Raw genomic sequence first — 14442 nt, 5'->3', positions numbered from 1 at the left:
GGGCCGGACCACGACACCGGGATTCCGCGCACATCTTACCGGCCCCGCGTCGTCGTCCCGCTCGCGTCTCACTCACCGTCGACGGCGGTGGGTCAGGACAGACGCGAGCCCGTCAGACGCTCGTAGGCCTCGAGGTAGCGGTCGCGCGTGCGGTCGACGACGTCGTCCGGCAGCGTCGGCGCGGGCTCGTCCGAGGCCTTGTCCCAGCCCGAGGCCGGCGACGTCAGCCAGTCGCGGACGTACTGCTTGTCGAAGCTCGGCTGGGCGCGACCGGGCTCCCACAGGTCCGCCGGCCAGAATCGCGAGGAGTCGGGCGTGAGCACCTCGTCGCCGAGCGTGATGGCCCCGCTCGTGGGGTCGATGCCGAACTCGAGCTTGGTGTCGGCGAGGATCACGCCGCGCTCGCGGGCGATCTGCTCGGCCCGGGCGTAGACGGCGAGGGTGAGCTCGCGCAGCCGGGCCGCGACGTCCTCGCCGACGGTGGCCGCGACCTGCTCGAACGTCACGTTCTCGTCGTGGTCGCCCAGCTCGGCCTTGGTGGCCGGCGTGAAGATCGGCTCCGGCAGCCTCGACCCGTCGACGAGACCCGACGGCAGCGGCACGCCGCAGACGTTCTGCCCCGCGCGGTACTCGACCAGACCCGAACCCGTGAGGTACCCACGGACCACGCACTCGACCGGGAACATGTCGAGGCGGCGGCAGATCATGGCCCGCCCCGCGACGTCGGACGGCACGAGCCCGTCCCCCGGCTCGACCGTGACGTCCGTCGAGACCACGTGGTTGGGCACGACGTCGGCGAGCTGGTCGAACCACCACAGGCTGAGCTGCGTCAGCACGGTCCCCTTGTCCGGGATGCCCGGGCGCAGGACGTGGTCGTAGGCGCTGACCCGGTCGCTCGCGACGACGAGGACGACGTCCCCCAGCGGGTGCACGCCGCCGTAGCTCGGCAGGTCGGGCTCGTAGAGGTCACGGACCTTGCCCGAGTAGACGTGGCGCCAGCCGGGCAGTTCCGCGGATTCGGCGGGCATGTTCAGGGACGCTGCAGAGTTCACGCCCCCAGTTTCCCACCACCGCGGACGTCAGGACTCACGACGACGGTGCCTGAGACGGGCGCGCTCCTGCGACAGGCCCGCGCGCAGCTCGCGGAGCACCTCCTCCGCCGTGGTGTACGGCATCAGCGACGTCACCGACGCGCACTGCGCGTCGTCGCCGAGGAGCTGCTGGAGGGCGGCGGCACGCCGGGCCCTCGACCCGGGCGAGTCTCCGTCCATCAGCACGAGCAGCTCCCGGTCGCGCACGCACAGGCTGTCCCCGGGCTCGAGCACCGAGCGCACGACGGAGCGCGTCACGTCGCTCGCCTCGGTGACGTCGACCGCGACGACGCCGGAGTCGTAGGCGGCAGGACCACGGGCCCGCCCGATGGCCCCGTCGAGCCGGTCGGCGAAGAGCTCGGGGTGCACGGTCCCCGTACGCGGGTCGACGAGAGCCCGGCTCCGGAGCTCCGCCTCGCGACGCTTCGCATCCGAGTTGTCGACGAGGATGCCCACCATCCGGGCCCTCCGGCCGGCGTCGTCGTCGACCGTCCTGGCCCGGCACAGCATCCACCGGTACTCCCCGTCCGCCCCTCGCAGGCGGTGCTCCAGGACCAGCGGGTCGCGGTCCCCGGCCAGCTGGGCCGCGATCGCGATCTGCACCTCGCGCAGGTCCTCCGGATGGACACGCCCGGTCCACTCGTCGATGCGCTGCCCGACCTCGTCGCCCGTGTGGCCCAGCAGGGCCTTCCACCGGGCCGAGTAGAAGACGACGCCGGAGACGACGTCCCAGTCCCACGTCCCCTCCAGCGCCGCGTCCGCGGCCAGCGCGTACCGCTCCGCGGAGGCCCGGACCTCGAGCGCGAGCCGCCGCTCCCGGTCGGCGGCCCTCTCCAGCGCGGCCTGCTGCTCGCGGGACGCCGCGGCCTTCTCCTCGCGGTCCAGCGCGACCGCCAGCATCACCGCCCAGTGGTCGAACTTGTCCCGGGCGCTGGTGGCGCGGGTGTCGACCGCGCCGTCGATCATCAGCACGCCCCAGTTGCTCGACTCGAAGGTCACGGGGATGACGAACGTGATCGGCGCACCTGCGGCCTCGGTCCCCACGAGAGCCGGCGGAGGGAATGCCGACCGCGGGATCCGGCGGCCGATCATCGGCCGCGCCTCCGGCGTCGTGAGGGTGGTCCCGACGACCTCCAGCTCGCGACCACCGCCCGCACCCTGGCGTCCCGCGGTGTCGGCCCACAGCGCCAGGGTCGCCGCGCCACGGTGGCCGCGCGGCATCCAGTCGAGTCCGCGCAGCTCGTCGCGGTCGGCGTGCATGAGGTCGAGGTCGAGCTCGTACTGGTCGGCGATCATCCGTTCGAGCCGGCCGGAGCGGTGAAGACTCACCTGGGAACACCCGGTGGTCACGGCCGTGACGAGGTCCGTCCCGACCGCACGGACGGCCCGGACACGAGCTGCCGAGGCCCGCGTCGGGCGCGGCGCACGGACCCGGTCGGCGACCGCGTCCTCCACCGCGCGGATCGCGGGGATCAACCGCTCCAACGCCTCGGGATGCGGTCGCAGGGCCGCCGTGGCGTCCGCGATCGCCTGGAGTGCCCGCGCCCCGGGTGCCCGGTCGGACGCACCGCGGTCGAGGACCTCGCAGACCGCGTCGTGCCAGGCGTCGACGGTCGGGACCACACGGCCGGATGTGGACTCGCCGTCCCCGGAGACCCCGAAGATCGAGCGGGCGGTCGTGAGCAGGCGCTCGCGGGGGCAGGCTTCGCCCTCCTCGGCCCGGTCGGCGCCGCGTCCGCCACCGAGGCATCCGCAGGACTCTCGGGTGACCAGGGTGGCGGCGCAGTGAAAGTCGCCGCGGACGTCCTCGCCCCCGATCCTCGCGAGCAGGAGTCGCGCCGCCAGCGCGCCGACGCGGTCGTGGTGCGGCTCGACCGTCGCCAGACGCGGTCGGACGCGCGCTCCCGAGTCGGAGTGGTCGAAGCCGACGACGGCCTGGTCCCGCGGAAGACTCAGCCCCTGCGCCCGCAATGCGGCCGAGAACCCGACGGCGTTGCGGTCGGTCGCGGCGACGACCGCCGTCGTAGGGAGGCCTGCCTCCACCGCGAGCCGACCCGCCACGGCCGCGCTGACCTCCTGGTTGTCGGCCGTGCGGTAGAGCCAGGCATCGGTGGGAGCGATCCCATGCGCACGAAGCGTCGAGCGGTAGGACTCGTACCGCTCGACGATGTCCGGCTGGAGCAGGCTTCCGACAAACCCGATCCGTTCGTGACCGTGGCCGATCAGGTGCTCGACGGCCAGCCTCACGCCCCCGGTGTTGTCGGGGGTGACCACCGGGGCCGAGACCCCCTCGGCGCGCTCGCTGAGCAGCACGAGCGGCACGCCCGACGCCTCGACGGCGCGCAACGTCTCGTGGTCGACGGCCGACGTGACGGCGACCACGCCGTCGAAGCGGTCGAGGCCCACGGGGTACCGCGCCGTCGGGCGTTCCGGGAACTCGTCCCGCTCGAGGTCCGAGGGGTAGGTCTGCACCGCCACGACGCGATGCCCGCCCTCGCGGGCGCTCTGCGCGATCCCGCTCAGGAGACAGCCGAAGTAGTACCCGCCGACGACCGGTGAGAGGACACCGAGCGTCCATGGGCCGCCACCCCTCGACCTGCGCGTGCTCGCCATCGCCACGCCCCCGTCCACGTCGTCGTCAACGTCCGTACCGCTATACAAGCCTGCCGATGCGGTGCATGCTTCGTGACCGTGGTCACTTCATCTCGCCCGAATCGTCCGCTTGCTACCGGTCGTCCGACCATAGCCGACGTGGCGCGCGTCGCAGGGGTCTCGACCGCGGTGGTCTCGTACGCCGTCAACGGACGTCCAGGAGTCTCGGGCGCGACCCGCGACAGAGTGCTCCGGGTCGCGGACCAGCTCGGGTGGCGGCCGCACGCCGCGGCCCAGTCGCTGCGCGCCCGGTCCGGGGTCGTGGCGATGCTCGTGACCACACGGCCGCACCCGCCGTCGAGTCACCTGTTCGAGCTCGTGGTCGGTGCGCAGCAGGTGCTCAACCGGGCCGGGGTCGAGCTGGCGCTCCACCTCGAAGCCACGCACGCCGAGGCCGGTGCCGCCGCGACGCGCTGGTGGGCGGAGCGCCGCTTCGACGCCTTCGTCATCCCGGACGTGACCGACGACGACGCCCGGGTCAGCGCGCTCCGCCGGCGGCACGCGCCGGTCGTGCTCGTCGGCGGGGGCAAGCCGTCGCCGTCCGTCGCCGTCGTCGACGGAGGCAACGACGGGTTCGTCGAGGCCGTGGAGCTGCTGCACGCCCTCGGACACCGGCGGATCGGATACGTCGGCGGCAGCGAGGCGTTGCGCTCGACCGCCCGTCGGATCCGGGTCCTGCGCCGCGTGGTCGAGTCCGCCGAGGGCGAGTTCTTCGTCGCGACCGGGGACGGTGACGACGGCACCGCGACCGTGATCCACCGGATGCTCTCCGCCGACGACGCCCCCACGGCCCTGGTGACCGACGACGACCACGGTGCGCTGATCGCGCTCGACACGGCTCGGCGCCTGGGCCTCCGGGTCCCGTGGGACCTCTCGGTGATCGCAGGGTCGGACTCCACGATGTGCCAGCTGGCCGAGCCGCCGATCACCGCACTCCCGTTCCCCGGGGCCGTGCTGGGCGCCGCGATCGGCGCCGCGACACTGGGGCTGCTCGGCGCGGCCCCGGCGACGCCGGACGACGCCGGGCCCGTACTCGACGCACAGGCCCCGGCACCGCCGCAGGTGATCCTGCGGGCGACGACCGCACCACCCCCGAGAAGTACCTAATCGATTAGGTCTATTTCACCCGGGTGAGACTCGTGTCACGTTGCACGGGTCGCTGCGGACGAACCCGCGGCGGTGCGTGCCCCGGGACTCCGGGGTACGGACGCTCGACCCCGGGAGGACCTCGTGTCACGTTCCCCTCAACGACTGCGCAAGGGCGCGTCAGTCGTCGCGACCGCCGCGCTCATCGGCGCCGGCGCGTTCGCAACCCAATCCGCCGCGGCAGCCGAGCCGCGCGTCGACAACCCGTTCGTCGGGGCGACGCAGTACGTCAACCCGTTCTGGTCCGAGGCCGTGGTCGACGCTGCGGCCGAGGTCGACGACAGCGCGCTCGCGAGCGACATGCTCGCCGTCTCGACCCAGCCGACCTCCGTCTGGATGGACCGGATCAGCGCGATCGCCGGCAACGCCGACGGCCCCGGCCTGAAGTTCCACCTCGACGAGGCGCTCGCCCAGAAGGAGCCGGGCGTCCCGATGGTCTTCAACCTGGTCGTCTACGACCTGCCGGGGCGCGACTGCTTCGCGCTCGCGTCGAACGGCGAGCTGCCCGCCACGCCCGCGGGCATGGAGCGGTACAAGACCGAGTACGTCGACGAGATCGTCGACCTGCTCGACCAGCCCGAGTACGAGGACCTGCGGATCGTCGCGACGATCGAGCCGGACTCGCTGCCCAACATGGTCACCAACTCCAACCACCAGCCCTGCCAGGTCGCGGCGCCGTACTACCGGGAGGGGATCGCGTACACGCTCGACGCCCTGCACGACGTCGGCAACGTGTACTCGTACCTCGACGCCGCCCACGCCGGATGGCTCGGGTGGGACAACAACGCGCAGGGGTCGGCCCAGGAGTTCGCCGAGGTCGTCGAGTCCACCGACGCCGGGTGGGACTCGATCGCCGGCTTCGTGACCAACACGGCCAACTCGACACCGCTCGACGAGCCCTTCATCACGTCCGACGTCAGCCTCGGCAACCTGCCGATCCGCTCCGCCGACTTCTACGAGTGGAACCCCGACTTCGACGAGCTCGACTGGACCGCGCACCTCTACGACCTGATGGTCGCGCAGGGCGCGCCGGCCGACATCGGCATGCTGATCGACACCTCCCGCAACGGGTGGGGCGGCCCGGACCGACCCACGGTCGCGAGCTCGTCGACGGACATCTCCACCTACGTCGAGGAGTCCCGCGTCGACCGCCGCACGCACCGCGGCGCCTGGTGCAACCCTGCAGGTGCCGGCCTCGGCGAGCGCCCCACGGTCGCCCCTGAGGGCTACGACGAGTCGCACCTCGACGCGTTCGTCTGGGTCAAGCCTCCGGGCGAGTCGGACGGCTCGTCCGAGGAGATCCCGAACGACGAGGGCAAGTCCCTCGACCGGATGTGCGACCCGACCTACTCGGGCCCGCAGGTCGGCGGCAACCTGACCGGCGCGCTCCCCGGCGCACCGCTGTCCGGCAAGTGGTTCCAGGCACAGTTCGAGATGCTCGTCGCCAACGCCTACCCGGCGATCGGTGACGAGGGCCCCGTCGACCCCGACACCGAGGCCCCGACCGCCCCGACCGGCCTGACGGCCGGTGCCACCACGGCGACGTCCGTCGCCCTGAGCTGGGACGCGTCGTCCGACGACACGGCCGTCACCGGCTACGAGGTGCTCGTCGACGGGACCGTCGCCGCGACCAGCTCGAGCACGTCGACCACGCTGACCGGCCTGTCCGCGGACACCTCGTACGAGGTCGCGGTCCGAGCCCGGGATGCTGCGGGCAACCGCTCCAGCGCCTCGACCGCCGTGACGGTCACGACCGACGAGGCAGCCTCCGGCACCGACACGACGGCACCGACCGTCCCCGGCGGTCTGGGCGCGAGCGACGTCACGGCCTCCGCCGCCACCCTCAGCTGGTCCGCGTCGTCGGACGACACAGGCGTGGCCGGGTACGAGGTCCTGCGCGACGGCGCCGTCGTCGCCACGGTGACGACCACGTCGTACACCGACACGGGCCTCTCGGCGGACACCGCGTACTCCTACGCCGTCCGTGCCTCCGACGCCGCGGGCAACACGTCGGCTGCGTCGGCCGCCGTGTCCGTGACCACCGACGCTGCTCCTCCGGCCGGTGCCTGCACCGTGTCCTACGCCGCGCCCAACGCCTGGAACGACGGTCTGACGGCCAACGTCACGGTGACCAACACCTCCGGGTCCGCGGTCTCCGGCTGGGAGGTCGGGTTCACGCTCCCGGCCGGCCAGACGATCTCCAACGGATGGTCCGGACAGTTCACGACGTCCGGCAGCGACGTGACCGTCGGCGCCATGCCGTGGAACGGCACCTTGCCCGCCGGCGGGTCCGTGTCGTTCGGGTACAACGCGAGCCACGGTGGCTCGCCGACGGCCCCGACGGGCTGGACGCTCAACGGGAACGAGTGCACCACGCTCTGACCCTTCGTCGGTGCGGCGCCGGACACCCGGCGCCGCACCTTCCCGCACACGACGACGTGTGCACGACACCCCAGGAGAACTGACGTGAGAACACCCCACACACTTCGCGGTGCCACCCTCGGGCGCGCCGCTCTCGCCACCGCGGCGACGCTCGCGCTCGCCGCCACGGGCCTGCCGGCCGCCCACGCGACCACCTCGGCCCCGGCCGCCGCGCCGTCGGCCCTGGCCGCCTCGCCCGCCACCGACGGCGACGACTGGTTGACCACCGACGGCAACAAGGTGGTGGACGCCGACGGCGACGACTGGTTGACCACCGACGGCAACAAGGTGGTGGACGCCGACGGCAAGGCGGTCTGGATGACCGGTGCCAACTGGTTCGGCTTCAACGCCACGGAGCGCGTCTTCCACGGCCTGTGGTCCGGCAACATCGAGACGATCACGAAGGAGATGGCGGAGCGCGGCATCAACCTCGTCCGCGTCCCCGTCTCGACGGAGCTGCTCGTCGAGTGGAAGAACGGCGAGACCGTCGTCCCGAACGTCAACACGGCGTCGAACCCCGAGCTGGTCGGGATGAACAACAAGGAGGTCTTCGACTACTGGCTCGAGCTCTGCGAGAAGTACGGGCTGAAGGTCCTCGTCGACGTCCACAGCGCCGAGGCCGACAACTCGGGCCACTTCGCACCCATGTGGTACACCGACTCGGTCAGCACCGAGGACTTCTACGCCGGCTGGGAGTGGCTGGCGCAGGAGTACAAGGACAACGACACGATCGTCGCGGCGGACCTCGAGAACGAGCCGCACGGCACCCAGAAGCAGGACCCGCGCGCCAAGTGGGACGACTCGACCGACCCGGACAACTGGAAGCACGTCGCCGAGACCGCGGCCGAGAAGATCCTCGCGATCAACCCGAACCTGCTGATCCTCGTCGAGGGGATCGAGGCCTACCCGCGTGACGGGGAGAACTGGGAGTCGCAGGACGAGGACGACTACTACTTCAACTGGTGGGGCGGGAACCTGCGGGGCGCCGCGGACCACCCGGTGGAGGTCGCAGGAGACCTGAACGACCAGATCATGTACTCCCCGCACGACTACGGGCCCCTCGTCTTCGAGCAGGAGTGGTTCGAGGGTGACGACTGGGACCGCGACTCGCTCGAGGCGGACGTCTGGGACCCGAACTGGCTCTACCTCCACAAGGAGAACACCTCGCCGCTCCTGATCGGCGAGTGGGGCGGCTTCTTGGACGGCGACAAGAACGAGAAGTGGATGCTCGCGCTCCAGGAGACGATCGTCGACTACGAGCTCCACCACACGTTCTGGTGCATCAACCCGAACTCCGGCGACACCGGCGGCCTGCTCCTGAACGACTGGGCGACCTGGGACGAGGAGAAGTACGCGATCCTCGAGCCGACGCTCTGGCAGGAGGACGGCAAGTTCGTCTCCCTCGACCACCAGGTGCCCCTCGGCGGCGTCGACTCGACGACGGGCATCTCCGTGAGCGACGTCGCGGGCGGGTCGTCCGGCACGCCGGACACCACGGCACCGACCGTCCCGCAGGACCTTGCTGCGAGCGACGTCACGAGCACGACGGCGGAGCTCACCTGGAGCGCCTCGACGGACGACGTCCGTGTCACGCGGTACGAGGTCCTCGACAGCGCCGGGGCCGTGGTCGGGACGCCCTCCGGCACCTCCTTCACGGTCGACGGGCTGACGCCGGAGACCGAGTCGTCGTTCTCGGTCCGGGCACGGGACGCCGCCGGCAACCGGTCTGCACCGTCCGACGCCGTCACCGTCACGACGCTCGCCGGGCCGCCCGAGCCCGAGGGTGGCTGCACCGTGGAGTTCGACGCGAGCAACCGGTGGTCGTCCGGCTACACGGCGAACATCCAGGTGCAGAACGACGGCGACGCGGCCTGGTCGGCGTGGGAGCTCGAGTTCGAGGCTCCGGCCGGCCAGTCGCTGGCCAACGGGTGGTCCGCGACGTGGACGCAGACCGGCTCGACGCTGTCGGCGACCTCGATGCCGTGGAACGGCACCGTGGCTGCGGGCGGGAGCGTGAACCTCGGCGTCCAGATCAACGGTGGTGCGGGCACGCCCGACGCCTTCACCGTCAACGGCGAGGCCTGCAGCGTCGGGTAGCACCGCCACCATCGTGGAGCACCCCTGACACGACGACGGCCACCTCGCGCCTGCGAGGTGGCCGTCGTCGTCCGCGGCAGATCAGAAGGTCAGGACCGTGCGCCCCTCGACGACGAGGTTGCGGATGCTCGCGTGGCCGTTGTTGTCGGTCAGGAGCGGGTAGCCCGCGGCGACGATCGCGTCCTCGGACTTGTGCGCCTTGGCGCAGAAGCCGCAGGCGCCTGCGACCTGGTCGCGCAGGGACTCGAGGAGCCCGTGGAGCTTGTTGTCCTCCGCGGTCATCGCCGCGAGGGAGTCGACGCCGGAGCCGTCGAAGACGATCTTGACGTCGTCACCCGCCTGGACGAACTCCTGGGCGGTGCCCAGCGCGCGGTAGACGGCGGCGCTGTCGTTGGCGATGTCGGTGAAGATCACAATGGCGGCAGAGTGCGTCATGGTCGTCCCTTCCTCTCGGCCGACCCCTGGTGGGTCGGTCACGATCGATGGAACAGACAGACTGGTCTGTCTATTCCCCCACCAAGGCCTCTACGCCGCGGCGGCGGTATCGTCGCCGTCGTGAGCACCCCGCAGACCCTCCCCGCGCCCGGCGTCCGCTCACGACTCCTCGCGGCCGCCGACGAGCTCTTCTACGCCGAGGGCATCCACGCGGTCGGCATCGACCGCGTCATCGCGGAGGCGGGCGCCGCCAAGGCCTCCCTCTACCACCACTTCGGTGGCAAGGACGGGCTCGTGGTGGCGTACCTGGACGCCCGCAGCGAGCGGTTTCACGCCGGGCTCGGCGCACGGCTCTCCGACGCGGGCGGACCCGCTCGCGCCCGCATCGGACGTGTCTTCGACGGACTGTGGGAGAGCGCGTCGGGCACCTCGTTCCACGGCTGCCCGTTCATCAACGCGGCCGCCGAGTACCCGACCGCGGACCACCCGGTCCGCGACGCCGTCCGACGGCACCGCGAGCGCTTCGCCTCCACGCTCGGCGAGCAGCTCCGACTCGGCGGGACGCACCCCGACCCTGCGCTCGTCACCGCCCTCACGCTGGCGTACGACGGTGCGATGGTCACCGCCCAGGTCGAGTCACCGAGGTCGGCCCGCGCAGGCACCGAGGCGATCCTCGACGCGCTGCTCGGCGAGGCGTCGACCACCGCGCGCTGACGAGCCCTACAGGGCGGCGACCTCGCCCGCGGCCGCCTTGGCGGCGATGTCAGTGCGGTGCTGGGAGTCGGCGAGGCCGATCAGCGCCACGCCCGCGTACGCGCGCTCCCGGGCGGCGTCGAGGTCCCGGCCCTGCCCGACGACCGACAGGACCCGGCCGCCCGCACTCACCAGGGGGTGCTCGGGGCTGACCGAGGTGCCGGCATGCAGGACGTGGACGCCCTCGAGCGCCTCCGCCTCCGCGACACCCGTGATCGGGTCGCCCTTGCGCGGGCTCGCCGGATAGCCCTCGGCCGCGACGACGACGGTGACGGCCACGTCGTCGGACCACCGCAGACGCGGCAGGCCGGCCAGCTCGCCCCGCGCGGCCGTCAGCATGACCGCGGAGAGCGGGGTCTGCAGGCGGGAGAGGACGACCTGCGTCTCAGGGTCGCCGAAGCGTGCGTTGAACTCGACCACGCGGGTGCCGCGGCTCGTCAGCGCGAGACCCACGTAGAGGATCCCGGAGAACGGCGTGCCACGCCGGGCCATCTCGTCGACCGTCGGCTGCGCGACACGCTCCACGACCTCGTCCACGAGACCCTCAGGGGCCCAGTCGAGCGGGCTGTAGGCGCCCATGCCCCCGGTGTTGGGACCCTCGTCGCCGTCGAGCGCTCGCTTGAAGTCCTGGGCCGGCGACAGCGGCACCACCGTCTCGCCGTCGCAGACGCAGAAGAGCGAGACCTCGGGTCCGTCGAGGTACTCCTCGATGACGACCCGCCCGCCCGCACCGCGCGCCTCGAAGCACTCTGCGGCATGAGCCAGCGCCTCGTCGCGGTCAGAGGTGACGACGACGCCCTTGCCCGCCGCGAGCCCGTCGTCCTTGACGACGTACGGAGCACCGAAGGCGTCGAGCGCCTCGGCGACCTGGTCGAGGGAGGTGCACACGTGCGCCATCGCGGTAGGGACGGACGCCGCAGCCATCACGTCCTTCGCGAACGCCTTCGAGCCCTCAAGCTGCGCGGCAGCAGCACTCGGCCCGAAGACCGGGACCCCCGCGGCGCGCACGTCGTCCGCGACCCCGGCGACCAGCGGCGCCTCGGGGCCGACGACGACGAGGTCCACCTGCAGCGAGCCTGCGAGGGTCGCCACGGCCGCACCGTCGAGCGGGTCCACCCCGTGGAGCGTCGCGTGCTCCGCGATGCCGGGGTTGCCCGGGGCAGCGTGCAGCTCGTGTGCATCACCCCCGGCCCCGTCCTGCTCGTGCGCGAGGGCGTGGACGATGGCGTGCTCGCGGGCACCGGTTCCGACGACGAGGATCTTCACGGGCGACGAGTCTACCGATCCCCGCGCGCCGGGTTTCGACATGCTCAACCCGCGTCGGTCGAGCCCGTCGAGACCCGCCGGTCGAGCTTGTCGAGACGCGGATTGCTTCGACAAGCTCAACCACCGGTCGTCGGTCGAGCTTGTCGAGACCCCGCACCCGAACGCAGTCGAGACCCCGTTCCAGGGCTGCATGCCACCTGTGGACAGCCTTCGTCGTCCACACCCTCAGCAAGACGCCGGGATCGACCGCGACTCCTGAGCAACGATGCTGAGATGCCCCACACGTACATCCTCGAGTGCGCCGACGGCTCCTTCTACGTCGGCAGCACGGTCGACCTTCCACAACGCCTCGCGCAGCACCAGAGCGGCGACGGCGCGCAGTACACCCGACGCAGACGCCCCGTCCGGCTCGTCTACAGCGCCGAGTTCGACCGCGTCGACGAGGCGTACGCCTGGGAGAAGCAGGTCCAGGGCTGGGGTCGAGCGAAACGGATCGCGCTCATCGAGGGCAGGTTCGCCGACCTCCCGGGGCTGGCGCGGTCTCGACAGGCTCGACCAGCGACCGGTGGTTGAGCCTGTCGAGACCACACTGGTCTCGACAAGCTCGACCAGCGACCGGTGGTTGAGCCCGTCGAAACCACACCGGTCTCGACAAGCTCGACCAGCGACAGGCTCGACCGACGCAGGGGGCGCTACGCGCGCCCGTGGATCAGGTCGTGAATCGGGATGATCTCGTCGCGGCGCGGGCCGACGCCGATGGCGGAGATCCGGCTGCCCGACATCTCCTCCAGGGCGTGCACGTACTTCTGCGCGTTGACGGGAAGCTCCTCGAAAGAGCGGCAGTGCGAGATGTCCTCCCACCAGCCGTCGAACTCCTCGTAGATCGGCTTCGCGTGGTGGAACGCGGTCTGGTCGATCGGCATCTCGTCGTAGCGCACGCCGTCGACGTCGTAGGCGACGCACACCGGGACCTTCTCCATGCCGGTGAGCACGTCGAGCTTGGTCAGCACGATGTCGGTCAGGCCGTTGATCCGCGAGGAGTACCGGGCGATCACGGAGTCGTACCAGCCGCAGCGGCGCGCGCGACCGGTGGTGACACCGAACTCGCCGCCGGCCTTCTGCAGGTAGGCACCCTTGTCGTCGAAGAGCTCGGTGGGGAACGGGCCCTCGCCCACCCTGGTGGTGTACGCCTTGATGACGCCGATCACCGAGTCGACACGGGTCGGGCCGATGCCCGAGCCGGTGACCGCGCCGCCGGCGGTGGCGTTCGACGAGGTGACGAACGGGTACGTGCCGTGGTCGACGTCGAGCATCGTGGCCTGGCCACCCTCGAAGAGGACGGTCTTGCCGGCGTCGAGCGCCTGGTTGAGCACGAGACCGGTGTCGGCGACCATCGGCTTGAGCCGCTCCGCGTGGACGAGCAGCTCGTCGAGCGTCTCCTGGACACCGATCTCACGACGGTTGAAGACCTTCACGAGCATGTGGTTCTTCTGGTCGAGCGCGCCCTCGATCTTCTCGGCGAGGATCTTCTCGTCGAAGAGGTCCGTCATGCGCAGCCCGACACGGTTGATCTTGTCGGCGTACGCGGGGCCGATCCCGCGGCCCGTGGTCCCGATGCGGCGCTTGCCGAGGAACCGCTCGGAGACCTTGTCCATCGTGCGGTGGTAGCCGGCGATGACGTGCGCGCCCTGGGAGACGAGGAGGCGGGAGACGTCGACGCCGCGCTCGATCAGTGCGTCGAGCTCCTCGAAGAGCACCTCGATGTCGACGACGACACCGTTGCCGATGACGGGCGTCACGCCGGGCGAGAGGATGCCCGAGGGCAGGAGGTGCAGGGCGTACTTCTCGTCGCCGATGACGACGGTGTGCCCGGCGTTGTTGCCGCCGTTGAACTTCACGACGTAGTCGACGCGAGAGCCGAGAAGGTCGGTCGCCTTCCCCTTCCCCTCGTCACCCCACTGCGCTCCGACGAGCACGACGGCTGGCATACGATCCCTGCTTTCAGTTCTCCGGTGGTGCGGGGTTGCTCCCGCAAAGAGTCACGACCCGCGCGGGCGGGCCGACGAAAGTCTACTCGTCAGGGCCGCCCGCGGTCGTGGTGAGTTAAACGAGGGTGCGGACCTCGTCCTCAGATGTCCCCGAGTTGGTCAAGAACTCCTGGCACCGTGTCGCCTCCGCGTCCTCACCGATCTCCTCGGCGGCGTCGGCCAGCGCGAGGAGCGCGCGCAGGAATCCCTGGTTCGCGGTGTGGTCGGCCGGGATCGGGCCCTGGCCGCGCCATCCGGCCCCGCGGAGCGCGTCGAGCCCGCGGTGGTACCCGGTCCGGGCGAACGCGTACGCGGTGACGGGGTCCTCAGCGTCGAGCGCACGCTCGGCGAGCACCGCCCACACGTACGACGACGCGGGGTACCGACGCGCGACGTCGTCGAGCGACGCTCCGTCGATCAGAGCGGCACGCGCCGGGACGTCCGGGTGGGAGTCGGGCAGGCGCACGGGGTCGGGGCCGAGCAGGTTGCGGGAGGCGGGGCTGTTTGCAGTGGTCATTGCCCCATCGTCGCAGGCATGTCGGCTGCGCGGCACG

11 protein-coding genes are annotated in these 14442 nt (G+C 71.5%); 5 read left to right on the top strand and 6 right to left on the bottom strand.

What is annotated here, in order from left to right:
• Positions 1-92 precede the first annotated feature (92 nt).
• Both Q343_RS0101990 and Q343_RS0101985 read right to left on the bottom strand, forming a co-directional pair.
• The gene (locus Q343_RS0101990; protein WP_029251917.1) at positions 93-1028 is read right to left on the bottom strand and encodes a phosphoribosylaminoimidazolesuccinocarboxamide synthase; all 936 of its coding nucleotides are present in this window, start codon (positions 1026-1028) and stop codon (positions 93-95) included.
• Between the two features lie 51 nt (positions 1029-1079).
• Positions 1080-3704 (bottom strand): substrate-binding domain-containing protein, encoded by a 2625-nt coding sequence (locus Q343_RS0101985; protein WP_155990599.1) that lies wholly within the window; start codon positions 3702-3704, stop codon positions 1080-1082.
• 138 nt (positions 3705-3842) lie between these two features.
• Here Q343_RS0101985 and Q343_RS0101980 point away from each other — a divergent pair, with 138 nt between their 5' ends.
• From Q343_RS0101980 to Q343_RS0101970, 3 genes are all read left to right on the top strand, one after another.
• Positions 3843-4850 (top strand): LacI family DNA-binding transcriptional regulator, encoded by a 1008-nt coding sequence (locus tag Q343_RS0101980; protein ID WP_052366775.1) that lies wholly within the window; start codon positions 3843-3845, stop codon positions 4848-4850.
• Positions 4851-4973: 123 nt separating this feature from the next.
• Positions 4974-7271 (top strand): glycoside hydrolase family 6 protein, encoded by a 2298-nt coding sequence (locus tag Q343_RS0101975; protein ID WP_029251914.1) that lies wholly within the window; start codon positions 4974-4976, stop codon positions 7269-7271.
• Between the two features lie 84 nt (positions 7272-7355).
• Positions 7356-9407: a cellulase family glycosylhydrolase gene (locus Q343_RS0101970; RefSeq protein ID WP_052366774.1), complete on the top strand. Its 2052-nt coding sequence runs from the start codon at positions 7356-7358 to the stop codon at positions 9405-9407.
• 81 nt (positions 9408-9488) lie between these two features.
• Here the strand turns inward: Q343_RS0101970 and Q343_RS0101965 are convergent, their stop codons facing one another.
• Positions 9489-9842, bottom strand: coding sequence for a DsrE family protein (locus Q343_RS0101965; RefSeq protein ID WP_029251912.1), 354 nt, complete (start codon positions 9840-9842; stop codon positions 9489-9491).
• 120 nt (positions 9843-9962) lie between these two features.
• Here Q343_RS0101965 and Q343_RS0101960 point away from each other — a divergent pair, with 120 nt between their 5' ends.
• Positions 9963-10556: a TetR/AcrR family transcriptional regulator gene (locus tag Q343_RS0101960; protein ID WP_029251911.1), complete on the top strand. Its 594-nt coding sequence runs from the start codon at positions 9963-9965 to the stop codon at positions 10554-10556.
• A 6-nt stretch (positions 10557-10562) separates the two neighbouring features.
• Here the strand turns inward: Q343_RS0101960 and purD are convergent, their stop codons facing one another.
• On the bottom strand, positions 10563-11861 hold the full coding sequence (gene purD / locus Q343_RS0101955; RefSeq protein WP_029251910.1) for a phosphoribosylamine--glycine ligase: 1299 nt from the start codon (positions 11859-11861) through the stop codon (positions 10563-10565).
• A 273-nt stretch (positions 11862-12134) separates the two neighbouring features.
• Here purD and Q343_RS0101950 point away from each other — a divergent pair, with 273 nt between their 5' ends.
• A complete protein-coding gene (locus tag Q343_RS0101950; RefSeq protein WP_029251909.1) occupies positions 12135-12434 on the top strand; it encodes a GIY-YIG nuclease family protein in 300 nt (99 codons plus the stop codon).
• 119 nt (positions 12435-12553) lie between these two features.
• Here the strand turns inward: Q343_RS0101950 and Q343_RS0101945 are convergent, their stop codons facing one another.
• Both Q343_RS0101945 and Q343_RS0101940 read right to left on the bottom strand, forming a co-directional pair.
• Entirely contained in the window at positions 12554-13849 is a 1296-nt protein-coding gene (locus tag Q343_RS0101945; protein WP_029251908.1) for an adenylosuccinate synthase, read from the bottom strand.
• A 115-nt stretch (positions 13850-13964) separates the two neighbouring features.
• Complete coding sequence (locus tag Q343_RS0101940) at positions 13965-14405, bottom strand: DUF3151 domain-containing protein (protein WP_029251907.1); 441 nt, start codon at positions 14403-14405, stop codon at positions 13965-13967.
• Positions 14406-14442 lie beyond the last annotated feature (37 nt).

It is taken from the genome of Paraoerskovia marina DSM 21750 (genome assembly GCF_000701465.1).
GTDB lineage: Bacteria > Actinomycetota > Actinomycetes > Actinomycetales > Cellulomonadaceae > Paraoerskovia > Paraoerskovia marina.
This window is presented reverse-complemented; position numbering and strand designations above follow the sequence as displayed.